The following is a 16,549-nucleotide window of genomic DNA, read 5'->3' on the forward strand; positions in this document are numbered from 1 at the left end:
GTATTATGAAAAAGCAATCATTTCCAACGCTTTATTTTCCGAATTTGTTTAACCCTTATAAGATTTTTTCGGGTCGGAAAAACCTTTCCTGGCCGAAACTGATTTTCTGCTTTATTTTGCTAAATGCACTTCTCCTCATTCCGGTCACGCTGCATCAAGCGAAGCAAACGAGTTTTGATTTGAATCAAGTCTTTCCAGAAGCGGGAACATTGATCAATGACAAACTTGTTGGTGCGCTTTCTGGAAGCGAACTAAAAGACGGGGAACTTGTGCAAGCGAAGCAGCAGAGTTTTCAAGATCAGAATAATTTGAGCGGTGTTTTGGTTTCTGAACGTCAAATTGCAGAAACTCAAAATGTGATCGCTTTTAATCAAACTGAAATCGTTTTGCAAAATGAGCATTATCATTTTAATATTCGCTATCCGGCAGGTGTTGAAATGAAAGACTTGAGCTCGGTTGAAGCTGTGCAAGACTTTACTGCAGAGGCATTTTTTAAAGCGTATCAGCCGATTATTTTTCTCACAATGGTTTTGATCCTTGGCAGCTTGACGCTTGTTAGTACACTTTTGCTCACTGTTTTTAGTGCAGGTGTACTGCTACTCACGAAAAAAAAGCGCGTTTTCAAAGATCGGTACTTTTAAGGAATCTTGTAACTTGGTGCTGAATGCGCTAGGACTTCCAACGATTCTAGCGACATTTATCGGATTATTTTATTTTGATATTACGCTTCTTTTGGGAATTCAATCGCTCGGCATGGTGCTTATCATTGCATGGACGTTTTTAAAAACGCGTTTTTATAAAGAGGAAGCGCAGCTTGTTTAGGAGGAAGAAGCATGAGACAACGATTATTCGAAGTAGATGACTGGCATATAAAAACGTCAGAACTAAATAAAGAAGACCGCAGGCTTGCCGAAAGTCTAACATCGATCGGAAATGGCTACATGGGGATGCGCGGTAATTTTGAGGAAGGCTATTCGGGCGATTCGCATCAAGGTACGTATCTTGCAGGTGTTTGGTATCCGGATAAAACACGGGTTGGCTGGTGGAAAAACGGTTATCCGGATTATTTTGGTAAGGTGATTAATGCGCTAAATTTCATTGGGATTGGGATTGAAATTAACGGCAGTAAGCTGGATCTTTATACGGATGAGGTTCAAAGTTTTGAGCAAAATCTTGATATGAAGCACGGGATACTTTCGAGGCGTTTTACGGTAATCAAAGATAAGGCGCGTTACTTGGTTGAAACGGAGCGGCTGCTTAGTATTGCGGTTCCGGAGCTTGCTTTGATTCACTATGCGATTACACCGCTTGACGGGGATGCAGAAATATTATTTGTACCGTTTTTAGACGGGAATGTGCATAATGAAGATGCCAACTATGAGGAAATGTTTTGGGAAGCACGTGGTGAAGGAAGCAAGGCTGGGATGGAGTTTTTGACAACGGAGACGATTCCAAATGATTTCGGGATTGAGCGGTTTAGGGTTCATGCACTGCAGGCGACCGAAATGGTGGGGAATATTCTTGAAGTAAGTGAAAATCAGCACGCGCTTTATGCAGAAAAACGGTTGCTCGTTCAGGCCAAGCAAGCTGAAATGGTTTCGCTTGAAAAGCGGGTAGTGATTACGACTTCTAGAGACGGAGCGGATCTTGCCGAACGGGCCGAAGGATCATGGCGCGTGAAGGAGCGAAAGATTACGGAACAGTGCGGCAGGAACATACCGAAGCTTGGGAAGCTCGCTGGGAAAAAGCAGATGTTGTGATTACAGGAGACAGCGCGGCACAACAAGGGATACGTTATAATATTTTCCAATTATTTTCAACGTATTACGGGGAAGACAGCAGACTGAATGTTGGACCAAAAGGGTTTACAGGTGAAAAATACGGCGGAGCAACTTACTGGGATACGGAAGCATTTATTTTGCCGATGTACTTAGCTCTTACAAGCGAAGAGGTACCGCGAAACTTGCTTAAATATCGTTACAATCAATTAGCGGAAGCAAAGATGAATGCGCAAAAAATTGGCCTTCCGGGTGCACTTTATCCGATGGTGACGTTTACCGGAATTGAGTGCCATAATGAATGGGAAATCACGTTTGAAGAAATTCACCGAAACGGGACGATGGCTTATGCGATCTATAACTATGTGAATTATACGGGAGATACGAAGTACCTTGCTGAATACGGCCTAGAGGTTTTGATTGAAATTAGCCGCTTTTGGGCTGGACGGGTGCACTTGTCGGAACGACTCGATCGTTACATGATTCATGGTGTGACGGGGCCGAATGAATATGAAAATAATGTCAACAATAACTGGTTTACAAACTATTTGGCAGTTTGGACGCTTTCGTATACGCTCCAGCAGCTTGAGGATGAAGATTTTGCTCGGTTTGGGATTACGGAAGATGAGGTACGCGTTTGGCGTGATATTGTGAAGCGGATGTATTTCCCTTATGATGAAAAATGGCAGATCTTTGTGCAACATGATACGTTTCTTGATAAGGAATTGCGCCCGGCAGACACGCTTCGCGAAACAGATTTACCGCTTAATCAAAATTGGTCTTGGGATAAGATTCTTCGGTCTTGCTTTATTAAGCAAGCGGACGTTTTGCAAGGGATTTATTATTTCGGGGATAATTTTGATTTTGATACGAAACAGCGCAACTTTGAGTTTTATGAGCCACTTACGGTTCACGAATCAAGTCTTTCTCCTTCTGTTCATGCAGTTCTTGCATCAGAACTTGGCAAGGAAGAAAAAGCTGTTGAAATGTATGAACGAACGGCAAGGCTTGATCTTGATAACTATAATAATGATACGGATGACGGTCTGCATATTACTTCAATGGCTGGCAGCTGGCTCTCGATTGTGCAAGGGTTTGCTGGAATGCGTGTTCGAGCTGGCAAGCTTCATTTCGACCCGTTTTTACCAAAAGGCTGGACGGAGTATGCCTTTAAGATTAATTTCCGCAAATCATTGATTCAAGTTTCGGTGAAGGATGAGGAAACGGTATTAACACTGCTTGACGGAGCGCCGCTAGTTGTTAAAGTTTACGGAGAAGAAAGACAGCTTGATCAGGCTCAAGTTTTTTCAAAATAAGGTAGAAGACTTTTCTCAAAAAAAGGGAAAAGTCTTTCTTTTTTTTCTCATGAGATATTAATCGTTCGCACTTCGCTTTTGTGTTACAATGGAAAGAGTGAACTAATCGGCTGATTCAAGGCGGCTAGTTAAAATTACGGGCGGATTTGCCTGAGAAAGACGGAGGCGAAAAGATGAGCTTTTCAAACATTTCGATTTTGCATTATCTTGCAAACATCATTGATATTCTTGTTGTTTGGTTTGTGATCTATAAAGTGATTATGCTCATCCGCGGAACAAAAGCCGTACAGCTTTTAAAGGGAATCTTCATCATTATCGCGGTAAAAATCGTTAGCAGTTTTCTAGGTCTGCAAACGGTAGGCTGGATTACGGATCAAATGCTAACGTGGGGATTTCTTGCTATTATCATTATTTTTCAACCCGAATTGCGCCGAGCTCTTGAGACGCTTGGTCGCGGGAATATTTTCATGCGGATCGGATCGCGCATTGAAAAGGAACAGCATCATCTTGTAGATTCCATTATTGATTCAACTAAATATATGTCGAAACGGCGGATTGGAGCTCTTATTTCGGTGGCGAAAGATACCGGAATGGAAGATTATATTGAAACGGGGATTCCACTTCATGCGCATGTTTCTTCGCAGCTTTTGATTAATATTTTTATTCCGAATACACCGCTTCATGATGGAGCTGTGATTATTAAGGGAAATGAAATTGCTTCGGCGGCTAGCTACTTGCCGCTTTCAGATAGTCCTTATTTGTCAAAAGAGCTTGGTACAAGACACCGGGCAGCTCTTGGGATTAGTGAGGTAACGGATAGTGTCACAATCGTAGTTTCTGAAGAGACGGGCGGCATTTCTGTGACTAAAAGCGGCGAGCTTTTCCGCGATATTTCTGAGGAGCGTTTACGTGAGATTCTAGAAGCAGAATTAGTTCGACTTCCTGAGAAAAAAACATCCTTCTTTTCCAAATGGTTAGGAGGCGGTAAGAAATGATGGATCGAATTTTAAATAACAAATGGTCGATTCGGATTGTTGCATTAGTTCTTGCTGCTATTTTATTTACATCGGTCAGTACGGACAACAAAAATAGCGGCGGTTCTTTTCAAACCACTTCGCAAAATGACACGGAAGTGATTCAAAACATTCCGGTAGAAGTTTATTATGATAAGAAAAACCTTTATGTTTCCGGCTTGCCAGAAACGGTCACGGTGACAATCAGCGGTCCGCGGAGCATTGTTCAAAATACGCGTGCGCAACAAGATTTTGAAGTTTATGCAGATTTGCGAAATGCCTCTATTGGGGAACAAGAAGTGAAGCTGAAAATCAAAAATGTTTCAGCACGTCTGAAAGCGACGATTAGTCCTGAGAAGGTTCGTGTCAATGTTCAAGAAAAAGTAACGAAGAAGTTTTCAGTGGAAGCGGAGCTTGCGAACAGCGCAATTGCTGACGGTTATAAAGCTGGCACACCGACAGTTAGTCCAGGTCGTGTTTCTATTACTGGAGCGAAAGATACGATTTCTCAAATTGCCTATGTAAAAGCCAATGTCGACGAAAGTAAAAAACATAAAGATGATTTTGAAACGGAAGCACAAGTTGCGGCTTTTGATAAAAACTTGAACAAGCTAGATGTAGAAATCAGTCCGCAAAAAGTAAAAGTTTCTGTTCCTGTATCGAAGGTGGGAAAGTCAGTTCCGATTAAGCTTAGGGCATCTGGAAATCCTTCAGATGATATTACGATATCAAGTATGACTGCCGATCAAAGTGAAGTTGTGGTGGTTGGTGATGACGATGTGCTTGATCGGATAAATCAAATTACGATTCAAGTTCCGGTTTCAGGGATTACCGCGGATACAGTTCGAGAAATCAAGATTCCTGTGCCGAATGGAGCCAATTCAGTACAGCCGACAACGATTGAAGTAAGAATAAAAACGACGAAAAAATCATCTGCCAATTCTTCAAGCGGCAGTACAAATGGTTCCTCGAACGGAGATTCATCGAATAACACTAATCAAAACAATAATCAAGCGGAAGAAAACGAAAATCAAGAAACAACAAGTTCAAAAGTCTTTGCTAATAAAGAAATTACGCTCAGCAGTCTGCCAGATGATTTGACTGCAACAATGACTTCGCCAGCTAATGGTCGGGTTACTGTCACACTTCGAGGGCCTAAAAATTTACTTGACGGCTTGACTCAAGCAGATATAAGTGCTTTTGTTGATTTATCAAAAGCAACCGCAGGGAGCTACAGCAATAAGATTGAGATAGGAAATTTGCCGGCAGGCGTAAGTTATACGTTATCGGTTGGGACGGCAAGTTTTACGATTGAACAAAAATCAGGAAGTACTGAGGAATAGCTTTCTAGCAAGAATTTTTGAAGATTCAGGAAAGCGCTTTTCAGACTTTAGGTGAATTTTTTCGCTAAAACAGGTATAATGAAAGATGCAGTGAATTTTGGGTAGCTGATTCGATTTTGTGATTCCTGCTTGATTTATTGTGAAAATGACTTAAAATGTTTCTTTAAATAGAAGGAGAGAGTTAAGAATGGGAAAATATTTTGGAACAGATGGGGTTCGCGGAGTTGCTAATGAAGAATTATCACCAGAACTGGCATTCCGCCTAGGTAGAATGGGAGGCTATGTGCTTACAAGACATGTCGGGGAACATCCGCGCGTTCTCGTAGCACGCGATACTCGTATTTCGGGGGAAATGCTTGAATCGGCACTCATTGCAGGACTTGTCTCTGTCGGAATTGAAGTCATGCGTCTAGGGGTTATTTCGACTCCGGGAGTGGCTTATCTGACAACGGCTCAGGGAGCTGCAGCAAGTGTCATGATTTCTGCTTCGCATAATCCCGTACAAGATAACGGAATTAAATTTTTCGGATCAGACGGCTTTAAACTGTCTGATGATCAAGAACTTGAAATTGAAGCATTGCTCGATATGGAAAAAGATGAATTGCCTCGTCCAAGTGCTGATGGACTTGGGACGATAAGCGACTATTATGAAGGTAAACAGAAATATCTGCAATTCTTGAAACAAACTGTTGATCCTGATTTCGGTGAGTATCTTGTAGCGCTTGATTGTGCAAATGGCGCGACGTCAAGTCTTGCTACACATTTATTTGCTGATCTGGAAGCTGAAACAGTTTCGATGGGTACTTCGCCAAATGGTCTTAATATTAATGATGGTGTCGGTTCCACACACCCGGAAGCGCTTGCTGCATTTGTTAAAGAAAAAAATGCAGATGTCGGACTGGCTTTTGATGGTGACGGTGATCGTGTGATTGCAGTTGATGAGAACGGTGAAATTGTCGACGGCGATAAAATTATGTTTATTTGCGCAAAATACTTAAGCGAACAAGGACAATTGAAGCATAATACAGTAGTTTCGACGGTTATGAGTAATCTTGGCTTTTATAAGGGCTTGAAAGATTTGAATATCGGAGACGTACAAACTGCTGTGGGTGACCGTTATGTGGTAGAAGCAATGCGTAATGGCAACTATAACCTTGGTGGCGAGCAATCGGGACATATTATTTTCTTAGATCATAATACAACTGGTGATGGTCTACTTTCGGGGATTCAACTTGTGAATGTGATGAAGGCAACTGGGAAGAAATTGTCTGAGCTTGCCGCAGAAATGAAGACGTATCCGCAAAAACTTGTGAACATTCGTGTGACGGATAAAAATGCAGTGACGGATAATCCGAAAGTACATGCGGCGATTGAAGCGGTTGAACAAGAAATGGCCGGAAATGGTCGAGTTCTTGTGCGCCCATCTGGAACGGAACCTCTCGTTCGTGTTATGGTGGAGGCTGCTACAAAAGAAGATACAGAAGAATATTGCAGTCGGATTGCTGTAATTGTTCAAGATGAAATGGGCTTGGATAAATAATTTGATAATAAATCCCGTTATCAAAGTGATAACGGGATTTTTCATATGAGAAAGGATTTTTAGATGATGACTGGACGAACAGGAAAATGGATGGGGAGCCTACTTGTTATGCTTGCAGTTACACAATTTTACAGCTTTTTCAGTGCGATTTACGGCTATTTTATGAATACCACGGATTACGAGTTTATTTGGAATTTTTGGGTGATTGGAATTTTAGCTTGTCTGCTTTTGACAGCGGGATTACTCTTGATTCGAACAAATACTTTTAAGATACCGGCTTTGGTTATTTTGCCGCTTTTCATTCTTTACTTAGGATTTTCGGTATATATGTATCAGTGGAAACTCATGCAAGAATATGAAGGAATTCCATTTAATTTTACCAATACGATTCTGTTGATTCTTGCTGTCCTAGTTTTTGTGACATTGTTTTTTGTAAAAGGAGACAGTGAGGCTGATCTTTTGAACGTTTCAGATAAAAGAAAGAAAAAATGGAGGCTTAGCGCAATCTCTGCCGCACTAATCAGCGCTGGGCTAACGATTTGGGCAATCACTCTGCTTATAAACGAGTTTAGGCATCCGACAGAAGAATCTGAAACTGCTTTTCGCTTCAGTGCTGATTTTGATGCCGTCTTTGCTGGCTTCAGTGTGCTGATCTTTGCTCTTGTTATATTTGTATCCTTTCGAAAGGGCTCTTATCTGTTAGCTGGGATTACACTTGCGATCGGATTGTTGTTTGCAACGAATTACCTTTGGTTTGATCAGTGGATGCGTTATGCTGCTGAAAATAGCTTGCAGCTTGGTTCAGGCGAAAACCGCATCTTCGGTATTAATCTGTTGATTGCTTTTTTTTGCTTTTCTATCAGGTATTTGTCAATTAGTCGGGAAGAAAGCGTAAAAGCTTGTCCGACTTTTTTATTTTCTAGAATTTTTACACAATATTTTGTATAGACCAATTTGACAGATGTGGCACTAGATAATGCTTGACGGAGTATACATTTTGATGTAAACTTAATTATGTTTCCTTGAATAGCATAGAAAAGGAGGATCGCTAAAAACTAAATAGAAGCGCCAGAACTGATTGTGCTAGATGAATGAGCGGGTGAAAATCCGGCTTGATTTCGAAATCAGTTGACGAGGAGGAGATTAATCGAAAATTCGGCGGGAGTCTCCCGGTTGTGCATGCAATCGTTAAGTTTCAGCTACAAACCGTTTGGGTGACCAAGCGAACAGAATGCTGAAAAACATGTGAATACCACCTCCAAGGGAACGAAAAAACTCGTGATAGACAAAAATTGGTGAGGTCTGTCTGACTATTATTGGAGGCTTATTTATTATGTGTGGAATTGTAGGATATATTGGAACGGAAAATGCGAAAGAAATTTTATTGAACGGTCTTGAAAAGTTGGAATACCGCGGCTATGATTCAGCTGGGATTGCACTTTTAAATAAAGAAGAACTAACAGTTGTAAAAGAAAAAGGCCGCATTGCTGATTTGCGGAAAAAAGTTGCAACTGATGCTTCCGGCGAACTGGGAATCGGACATACGCGCTGGGCAACTCATGGTAAACCAAGTGAAGAAAATGCTCATCCGCATCAAAGTTTATCGGGTCGTTTTGTGATTGTGCATAACGGTGTCATTGAAAACTATTCGCTGCTTAAGGATGAATATTTGGAAAATGTCCCGCTTAAGAGTGATACAGACACTGAAGTCATTGTGCAATTGATTGAAAAGCTATCGAATGAGGGACTTGAGACGAAGGAAGCTATTCGAAAAACGCTTAAACTTTTGCATGGTTCTTATGCAATTTGTGTGATCGATCAAAAGGAACCAAATTTGCTTTATGCAGCAAAAAATAAGAGCCCACTTTTAATTGGAAAAGGTTCTAGCTTTAATATTATTGCAAGTGATGCAATGGCAGCTTTAAAAGAGACGGATCAATTTATCGAAATTGCGGATGAAGAGATGGTTATTCTGAGCCGTGATTCGATCCAAATTGAAACGCTTGACGGAGAAATGATTGAACGTGAACCATTCACTGCTGCGATTGACGCATCGGATATTGAAAAAGGCACTTATCCGCACTATATGCTGAAAGAAGTTGATGAACAGCCGGCTGTAATGCGTCGTATCATTCAGTCGTATCAAAATGAAGCGGGTGACCTTGCGGTTGATCATGCTGTGCTTGATGAAGTATTAAATTCAGATCGAATTTATATTATTGCTTGCGGAACGAGCAGTCATGCTGGGTATGTAGGTAAAGCAATGATCGAACGCTTTGCAAAAATTCCGGTAGAAGTGCATATTTCAAGTGAGTTTGGATATAATATTCCGTTGCTTTCGGAGAAACCGCTCTTTATGTTTATTACGCAAAGTGGAGAAACTGCCGATAGCCGTCAAGTGCTTGTGAAAGTGAAAGAAATGGGATATCGAACACTTACGCTTACAAATGTTCCTGGGTCGACGTTAGACCGGGAAGCAGATCAATCGATGTACCTCCATGCCGGACCAGAAATTGCAGTGGCATCAACGAAGGCTTATACAGCGCAAGTGGCTGTTTTAAGTATTTTGGCTGTTGCGGCGGGGCGTGCGAAAGGGGTCGAGCAAGCGTTTGAAATTGATTTGTCAGCTGAACTAGGCATTGCAGCAACTGCCATGGAAGCGATGGTTTCAAGTAAAGAACTGATTGAACACATTGCTGGTGAATTCCTCGCAACTTCGCGAAATGCCTTTTTCTTAGGTCGTAGCGTGGATTACTTTGTGGCGATGGAAGCTGCACTTAAACTGAAGGAAATTTCGTATATTCAAGCGGAGGGTTTTGCAAGCGGAGAATTGAAACATGGTACGATCGCTTTAATTGAAGACGAAACGCCTGTGTTTGCGATTGTGACGCAGGAAAACATTAACTGGAATATTCGTGGAAATGTGAATGAAGTGCTTGCGCGCGGTGCGAATGCTTGTGTCTTTGCGATGGAAGGTTTAGAACAACCGGGAGATCGCCTTGTTATTCCGCATGTGCATGAACTGCTAACACCACTTGTTAGTGTGATCCCTTGCCAGCTACTTGCTTATTATGCGGCGTTACACCGTGATTGTGACGTGGATAAACCTAGGAACTTGGCAAAAAGTGTAACGGTTGAATAGAAACAAAAAGAAAAGGCTTTTGGAGGGAAACTCCAAAAGCCTTTTTTATTCGCTTGGTGTTTGATTTTTGCGCAAGCCTTGATAGAACATTCGGAAGGCTGTTACGAAGTCGATTGCTGCCATGGCGATGATGATATATGCGAAGATTCCCCAGCCAGATCGGTTTACCTCTTGGATTGCAAAAAAGACAAACACAATGCCCAGTATGAAATACAGTAATCCTTGTGTTAGAAAGCGACGATTCATTTTGTTACCCCCCAGTGACAAAGCCAAGGATGAGAACGAAACAGTTCATCAGAATGTGCGCTCCCATTGGCACGATAATACGTTTTGTTTTCGTATATAAATAGCAAAGCACGAGCCCGATTACAAAATAAGCCAAGAGGTAGCTGATGTCGCCGTGAAGTAGTGCAAAGATGAATGAGCTGATGACAGCTGCTACATGGATGTTTGTCATGTTGGCAAGTCCGCCGTAGATCACTTTCCGAAAGACGAGTTCTTCGAGTATCGGACCGGTGATGCCGATGAAGAATAGGAAAATCGGTGCGCTTTTAGCATAATTTAATAGGCTTTCGGTGTTTTCAGAGCCGCTAGGCATACCGACAAACAGTGCGATGATGAAAAAAGACAGGTACTGGGCGGCTATCAAAATGACAAACCCGAGTACGGACCACAGTAAGCTCTTACCTAAACTGGTTTTTTCTCCAAAGACAATTTTGTTTTGTTCGGGCTGTTTACGAAGAACAAGCCAAATAATGAACAGCGTCAAAAGATTGGAGAAGATTGTCCAAATCACGACAGCAAGAGATCCGGCTGCTTCACTTGAATAATTTGTCAAAGCTTTTAAAATACTTTGTACGATAGGTGCGCCGATCGCTCCAGAAAAGAGCAAGATGAAATATGCGAAAATAATCGTCAGATAGCGTTTAGGCAAAAAATCGCTCCTTTCTATATTAAATGCGAAATTTTCTTTTCCATTGTACTCATAAATAGGCTACTTTTGCAAATAACTAAGAGTAAATTTTTTTTTGAAATTAAAGTTCTTTCTGCTTGCATTTTTAACCTTTTTTGACTAATATAAGAATTGTGTTAGCACTCGGTCTAAGAGAGTGCTAAAAGATGAAACACTTATTTAGAGGAGGTTATTTACATTGTTAAAACCATTAGGAGATCGCGTTGTTATTGAAGTACTTGAAGCAGAAGAAAAAACTGCCAGCGGAATTGTTCTGCCTGACTCGGCAAAGGAAAAACCACAAGAAGGTAAGGTTGTTGCTGTTGGAACAGGTCGTGTTCTTGATAACGGTACGAAAGAACCTCTTGAAGTGGCTGAAGGAGATCATATTATTTTCTCCAAGTATTCGGGAACGGAAGTCACTTTCGACGGACAAGATCTTTTGATCATTCGTGAAAATGATATTTTAGCAGTTGTTAAATAAAATAAGAAAATAGAAATGAATGGAATAAACGGAGGGAAATAAATTATGTCAAAAGATATTAAATTTAGTGAAGATGCACGTCGCGCAATGCTTCGTGGAGTTGACCAATTAGCTGATGCTGTAAAAGTAACGCTTGGTCCAAAAGGCCGTAATGTTGTTCTTGAAAAGAAATTCGGATCACCTCTGATTACAAATGATGGTGTAACGATTGCAAAAGAAATTGAGCTAGAAGACGCTTTTGAAAATATGGGGGCAAAACTTGTCTCAGAAGTTGCCTCGAAAACAAATGATATTGCTGGTGATGGAACAACAACAGCAACGGTATTAGCACAAGCAATGATTCAAGAAGGTTTGAAAAATGTGACAGCGGGTGCAAATCCTGTTGGAATTCGTCGAGGAATTGAAAAAGCGGTAGCTCAAGCAATTGAAGAACTGAAAGCTATTTCAAAACCAATCGAAGGAAAGGAATCAATTGCACAGGTAGCGGCGATTTCATCGGGGGATGAGGAAGTCGGCAAATTGATTGCGGAAGCAATGGAACGTGTTGGTAATGATGGTGTTATTACGATTGAAGAATCAAAAGGCTTCTCCACTGAGCTTGATGTTGTAGAAGGTATGCAATTCGACCGTGGCTATACAAGCCCGTACATGGTTACTGATTCAGATAAAATGGAAGCAGTTCTCGAAAAACCTTATATTTTAATTACTGATAAAAAAATCTCAAACATTCAAGAAATTTTGCCGCTTCTAGAACAAGTGGTTCAACAAGGTCGTCCGCTTCTTATTATTGCTGAAGATGTTGACGGTGAAGCGCAAGCGACTCTTGTACTAAACAAACTACGTGGTACGTTTAATGTTGTGGCTGTCAAAGCACCAGGATTTGGCGATCGTCGTAAAGCGATGCTTGAAGATATCAGTATTTTGACAGGGGCACAAGTGATTACGGAAGATCTTGGTCTTGATCTTAAAACGGCTACAATGGATCAATTAGGTACGGCTCAAAAGGTTGTTGTAACGAAAGATGATACAACGATTGTTGAAGGTGCTGGAGACTCTGATCAAATTGCTGCTCGTGTCAACCAAATTCGTGCGCAAATGGAAGAAACAACTTCTGAGTTTGATAAAGAGAAACTCCAAGAACGCTTGGCGAAACTTGCTGGCGGTGTAGCGGTTGTTAAAGTTGGGGCAGCTACTGAAACAGAACTGAAAGAACGCAAACTTCGGATTGAAGATGCACTTAACTCCACTCGTGCTGCTGTTGAAGAAGGAATCGTATCCGGCGGAGGTACAGCACTTGTGAATGTTTATAATAAAGTGGCTGAAATTGAAGCAACTGGTGATGAAGAAACTGGGATTAGAATTGTTCTTCGTTCGCTTGAAGCACCAGTTCGTCAAATTGCTCATAATGCAGGGCTTGAAGGTTCTGTGATTGTAGAACGTCTTAAAAATGAAGCGGTTGGTATTGGTTTCAATGCTGCGAACGGCGAATGGGTGAACATGATCGATGCAGGGATTGTTGATCCAACGAAAGTAACGCGTTCAGCTCTTCAAAATGCATCTTCTGTAGCGGCACTTCTTCTTACAACGGAAGCAGTTGTAGCTGATAAACCGGAAGAAAATGCGGCTCCTGCGCCTGATATGGGCGGTATGGGTGGAATGGGCGGCATGATGTAATAAATGTCCATTTACTGTTTTTTGATCTAGAAAGCGGATTTGATACACATATATGTAGTTTTAATATTAGTAAAAAAGATGTAGGAGAAAACAAATTCTCCTACATCTTTTTTGTTAGTGATTTGAAAGCAGGTATATTGTTAATATTACACAATGTTAGATATATTGTTCAGTATATTCGAAAATAATGAATGATTATGATATTTTATAATAAATGTGTTCACTCGGATTTTGGCAATACTAAACCTCAGGAGGATATCAATGGAAAATGAACTTAAAAGGGTTAGCGGAAGAGTTAAAGTTGAAATTGCGGATATAGAAATAGAGGTATTATTGATTGAAAACGGGAGGAGAGTAATTACAGAAACAAAAGTGTTTTCAATTCTTGGTAAAAATAGATGTAAGGCGAAAGTAGACGGTTGGCCAGCTTTTATATGTAAAAATCTGATTCCATTTATTAATAATGAATTAAAAAAAGATTTACTAATAACTACCCTATATTTATTTTTAGGGAAAAAGGTTAAAGCTTATGATGTGAAGATAATTCCTCAAGTTGCTAATTTATATATATCAGCTTATGAGTTGGGTTCTCTTCATAAAGGGCAAAGATCAGTTTTATCTCATTCCTTAAAACTCATACAGGAATTGGCGGAAAAAGGAATTATGTTTCATATAGATGAAGCGACAAGAAATCAATCTGATAACTAGTAAAAGGCAAAGACCTAATCGTTCAAAGATGAAAGAAAAGGTTATTCTTGTGTTGGATAATTTTGATGTGTTATACATATGAAGAAGCTGGAAAAGTTTAACTTTCCAGCTTCTTTAATCCTCATAAATTTCAATTTTGTCTCGCAGCGCTTGTTTGGTTAGTTGATTAGCTTTCATGTAGCGCAGTTTCTTCCGGGCATTGTAATGGTATTCAATCACAAGGAAGATTAGTCCGATCACAATGAGAATAGTTAATATCACGGCTTCTTGCATAAAATCATCCTTTCGGTTTTATTATGCGGCAAATGAGCTCATGTTGCAATATTTTTGTGAAAGCTTGGAAAATCCACCTGTAGATGTAGGAAAATGAATGGATTTCTTGCTATAATGAACACTATAACATTGAAAAAGGAGCAAGCTTATGAAGAATTCTTGGAAAGTCATTATTGGAATCGCGGTCGTTTTACTGATCATTGGGATTCCGTTTGTGTCAACGTATAATTCTTTAAACAAAAAGGAAAATGCGGTTGATGCGCAGTGGGCAAATGTCGAAAGTAAATTACAACGCCGATATGATCTCATTCCGAACTTAGTGAATGCAGTGAAAGGTGATATGAAACAAGAAAAAGAAGTGTTTGGCCAAATTGCGGATGCGCGTGCTGCGGTTTCTAAGGCAAGTTCGCAAAGTGAACAAATTAAAGCGGCTGGACAAATGGATCAAGCGGTAACTCGTTTGATTGCAACGGTTGAAAATTATCCAGACTTAAAATCAAGTGCAAATGTAACACGGCTTATGGATGAACTTTCGGGAACGGAAAACCGGATTTCAGTGGAACGTGATAAATATAATACGGAGGTTCAAGCCTATAATACGAAAGTAAAAAGTGCACCGACAAGTTTTGTAGCCGGCATGCTTGGGTTTGATACGAAACCTTATTTCAAAGCGGTTGAAGGCGCGGACAAAGCTCCTGAGGTTAACTTTGATTAATTCTAGGTAAATGAGGCGGTCAACTATGAAAAAAAGAACCCCTGTTTTTAGTTTTTTGATTTTATTTTTGTTAAGCTTCATCATGCTACCTAGTATCGCTCAGGCGGTCAGTTTGCCAAGTCCGACGAAGGAATTTTATGTGTCAGACGGTGCGGGGATACTTGATAAGCGGACAAAAGACATGGTGATTTCGGTGAACTATGCCTATCAAAAGCAAAAGGAAAAGCCGCAAATTGTACTTGCGACGGTGAAAAGCTTCGATGGGCTTTCAAAGGAAGACTATGCTAACCAGCTGTTTAATAAATGGAAAATCGGCTCAAAAAACGATAATAATGGAATCTTGATTCTGATGTCAACGAAAGAGCGCGAAATTCGGATTGAAGTTGGTTATGGCCTTGAAGGCGCGGTCACGGATGGAACGTCAGGCGAGATTTTAGATCACAATCTTTCTTATTTAAAGGATGATGATTTTAATCAAGGTCTGGCAAATATTTTTTCGGAAGTGGCGCTTAAGGTAAACAAGGAATATGAGTATCAAGATAAAACCATTTTCAAGAATTATACGGATGAAATGGAAGCCGCTCAGTCAAATAGCGGGGGTAGCGGTCTTGATACAAAAGGTATTGTTGGGATTGTGATCGCGGTAATTGTGCTTTCGATCTTTTTTGGCGGTAAAGGCGGAAATGGTCGAAATCGCGGAAGAGGTGGCGGAGGCGGTTTTGGACCGTTTATCGGCGGAGGTTTTGGCGGAGGTTCATCAGGTGGCTCGTCAGGCGGAGGTTTTTCGGGCTTCGGCGGAGGTGGATCATCTGGCGGAGGCGGAGCCGGACGCGGGTTCTAGAAATGAGGAGACTGGCAGGAGCTGGTCTCCTTTTTGGAATTTAGATAACGGAGCTAAGCGCGATGAGGAGGGGATCAAATTGGCAAAGGTGGAACATTTGGGGATAGGAAAACCTAAGGACCTAGAACTTTCCAATAATAAAAAAATGATGACAGGGATCGAAAAGCAAAGCGTGGTGGCGGCCAAACTGACTTTTGACGGCTTTTTGGGTGATGGTCCTTTTAATATGAAGTATCATGGTGGACCTGATCGTACGGTTTGTGTTTTTCCGGCGGAACATTATCTCTATTTTGAGGAAAAGTTTGGCGAGAAACTGCTTGAAAGTGCTTTTGGAGAAAATATTACAGCCTCAGGAATGCTAGAGCGAGATGTCGCTATTGGGGATATTTTTCAGATTGGAACTGCTGTAATTCAAATAACAGAAGCTCGTAATCCTTGTTCTACGATCGCAAAGTATAACAGAATGCCGGAACTGTATCAGGAAGTAAGGCGTACTGGCTATACAGGTTTTTTATGCCGAACGATTCGTGAAGGGGAGATCAAAACAGGGGATTCAATTGTTCTGCTTGAGAGTGAGCCGCATCACGTGACGGTGGAATATTGCCACATGATGGTACTTCACAAAAAAGGCGGAAATGCTGAATTTTCTAAAATTTTAAGAGGTGAAAGCACTCTCAAAAAGGTATCGAGATGAAGTGATGCAAAAGTCAGCTAGGCTCTAAGTTTAGCTGACTTTTTTTCCCAAATGATTATGTTCTTTTTTTTTGTCA

At 40.9% G+C, this 16,549-nt stretch carries 15 protein-coding genes and 2 pseudogenes; 14 read left to right on the forward strand and 3 right to left on the reverse strand.

All coding sequences use genetic code 11. The annotated features are described in order from the left end of the window. Positions 1-5 precede the first annotated feature (5 nt). From MFLO_RS06715 to glmS, 8 genes and pseudogenes are all read left to right on the forward strand, one after another. The gene (locus MFLO_RS06715; protein WP_051993542.1) at positions 6-641 is read left to right on the forward strand and encodes a hypothetical protein; all 636 of its coding nucleotides are present in this window, start codon (positions 6-8) and stop codon (positions 639-641) included. Positions 642-654: 13 nt separating this feature from the next. Beyond that, positions 655-822 (forward strand): hypothetical protein, encoded by a 168-nt coding sequence (locus MFLO_RS15565; RefSeq protein ID WP_162148144.1) that lies wholly within the window; start codon positions 655-657, stop codon positions 820-822. 11 nt (positions 823-833) lie between these two features. Beyond that, positions 834-3,094: pseudogene (locus MFLO_RS06720) on the forward strand (glycoside hydrolase family 65 protein). Between the two features lie 173 nt (positions 3,095-3,267). Then, the gene (gene cdaA / locus MFLO_RS06725; RefSeq protein ID WP_036097211.1) at positions 3,268-4,089 is read left to right on the forward strand and encodes a diadenylate cyclase CdaA; all 822 of its coding nucleotides are present in this window, start codon (positions 3,268-3,270) and stop codon (positions 4,087-4,089) included. Continuing rightward, the gene (locus MFLO_RS06730) at positions 4,086-5,450 is read left to right on the forward strand and encodes a CdaR family protein (protein ID WP_036097212.1); all 1,365 of its coding nucleotides are present in this window, start codon (positions 4,086-4,088) and stop codon (positions 5,448-5,450) included. Before cdaA ends, MFLO_RS06730 begins: the two co-directional genes overlap by 4 nt. 187 nt (positions 5,451-5,637) lie before the next feature. Beyond that, positions 5,638-6,990 carry a phosphoglucosamine mutase gene (glmM, locus tag MFLO_RS06735; protein ID WP_036097213.1) on the forward strand — a complete coding sequence of 451 codons (1,353 nt, stop codon included), beginning with the start codon at positions 5,638-5,640 and terminating at the stop codon, positions 6,988-6,990. A 63-nt stretch (positions 6,991-7,053) separates the two neighbouring features. Continuing rightward, entirely contained in the window at positions 7,054-7,938 is an 885-nt protein-coding gene (locus tag MFLO_RS06740; protein WP_036097214.1) for a hypothetical protein, read from the forward strand. 385 nt (positions 7,939-8,323) lie between these two features. Then, on the forward strand, positions 8,324-10,132 hold the full coding sequence (glmS, locus tag MFLO_RS06745; protein ID WP_036097215.1) for a glutamine--fructose-6-phosphate transaminase (isomerizing): 1,809 nt from the start codon (positions 8,324-8,326) through the stop codon (positions 10,130-10,132). 45 nt (positions 10,133-10,177) lie between these two features. On the opposite strand, the gene MFLO_RS06750 is transcribed toward glmS, so the two are convergent. Beyond that, positions 10,178-10,378, reverse strand: coding sequence for a DUF4305 domain-containing protein (locus tag MFLO_RS06750; protein WP_036097216.1), 201 nt, complete (start codon positions 10,376-10,378; stop codon positions 10,178-10,180). Positions 10,379-10,382: 4 nt separating this feature from the next. Continuing rightward, positions 10,383-11,066: a CPBP family intramembrane glutamic endopeptidase gene (locus MFLO_RS06755; RefSeq protein WP_036097217.1), complete on the reverse strand. Its 684-nt coding sequence runs from the start codon at positions 11,064-11,066 to the stop codon at positions 10,383-10,385. 217 nt (positions 11,067-11,283) lie between these two features. On the opposite strand from MFLO_RS06755, the gene groES reads away from it, so the two are divergent. The 3 genes from groES (at position 11,284) to MFLO_RS06770 (ending at position 13,950) form a co-directional block, all read left to right on the forward strand. Further along, positions 11,284-11,568, forward strand: coding sequence for a co-chaperone GroES (gene groES, locus MFLO_RS06760; RefSeq protein ID WP_036097218.1), 285 nt, complete (start codon positions 11,284-11,286; stop codon positions 11,566-11,568). 45 nt (positions 11,569-11,613) lie between these two features. Then, positions 11,614-13,242: a chaperonin GroEL gene (gene groL / locus MFLO_RS06765; protein WP_036097219.1), complete on the forward strand. Its 1,629-nt coding sequence runs from the start codon at positions 11,614-11,616 to the stop codon at positions 13,240-13,242. A 261-nt stretch (positions 13,243-13,503) separates the two neighbouring features. Beyond that, positions 13,504-13,950 carry a hypothetical protein gene (locus tag MFLO_RS06770; protein WP_036097220.1) on the forward strand — a complete coding sequence of 149 codons (447 nt, stop codon included), beginning with the start codon at positions 13,504-13,506 and terminating at the stop codon, positions 13,948-13,950. Between the two features lie 114 nt (positions 13,951-14,064). Here MFLO_RS06770 and MFLO_RS15570 read toward each other — a convergent pair whose 3' ends face one another. After that, positions 14,065-14,223 carry a hypothetical protein gene (locus tag MFLO_RS15570; RefSeq protein ID WP_156065841.1) on the reverse strand — a complete coding sequence of 53 codons (159 nt, stop codon included), beginning with the start codon at positions 14,221-14,223 and terminating at the stop codon, positions 14,065-14,067. A 148-nt stretch (positions 14,224-14,371) separates the two neighbouring features. On the opposite strand from MFLO_RS15570, the gene MFLO_RS06775 reads away from it, so the two are divergent. The 3 genes and pseudogenes from MFLO_RS06775 (at position 14,372) to MFLO_RS06785 (ending at position 16,501) form a co-directional block, all read left to right on the forward strand. Continuing rightward, positions 14,372-14,938 (forward strand): LemA family protein, encoded by a 567-nt coding sequence (locus MFLO_RS06775; RefSeq protein WP_036097221.1) that lies wholly within the window; start codon positions 14,372-14,374, stop codon positions 14,936-14,938. Between the two features lie 25 nt (positions 14,939-14,963). After that, entirely contained in the window at positions 14,964-15,779 is an 816-nt protein-coding gene (locus MFLO_RS06780) for a TPM domain-containing protein (protein WP_036097222.1), read from the forward strand. 79 nt (positions 15,780-15,858) lie between these two features. Beyond that, positions 15,859-16,501: pseudogene (locus MFLO_RS06785) on the forward strand (MOSC domain-containing protein). Positions 16,502-16,549: the final 48 nt, after the last annotated feature.

Origin of the sequence: Listeria floridensis FSL S10-1187 (assembly GCF_000525875.1) — a bacterium.
GTDB lineage: Bacteria > Bacillota > Bacilli > Lactobacillales > Listeriaceae > Listeria > Listeria floridensis.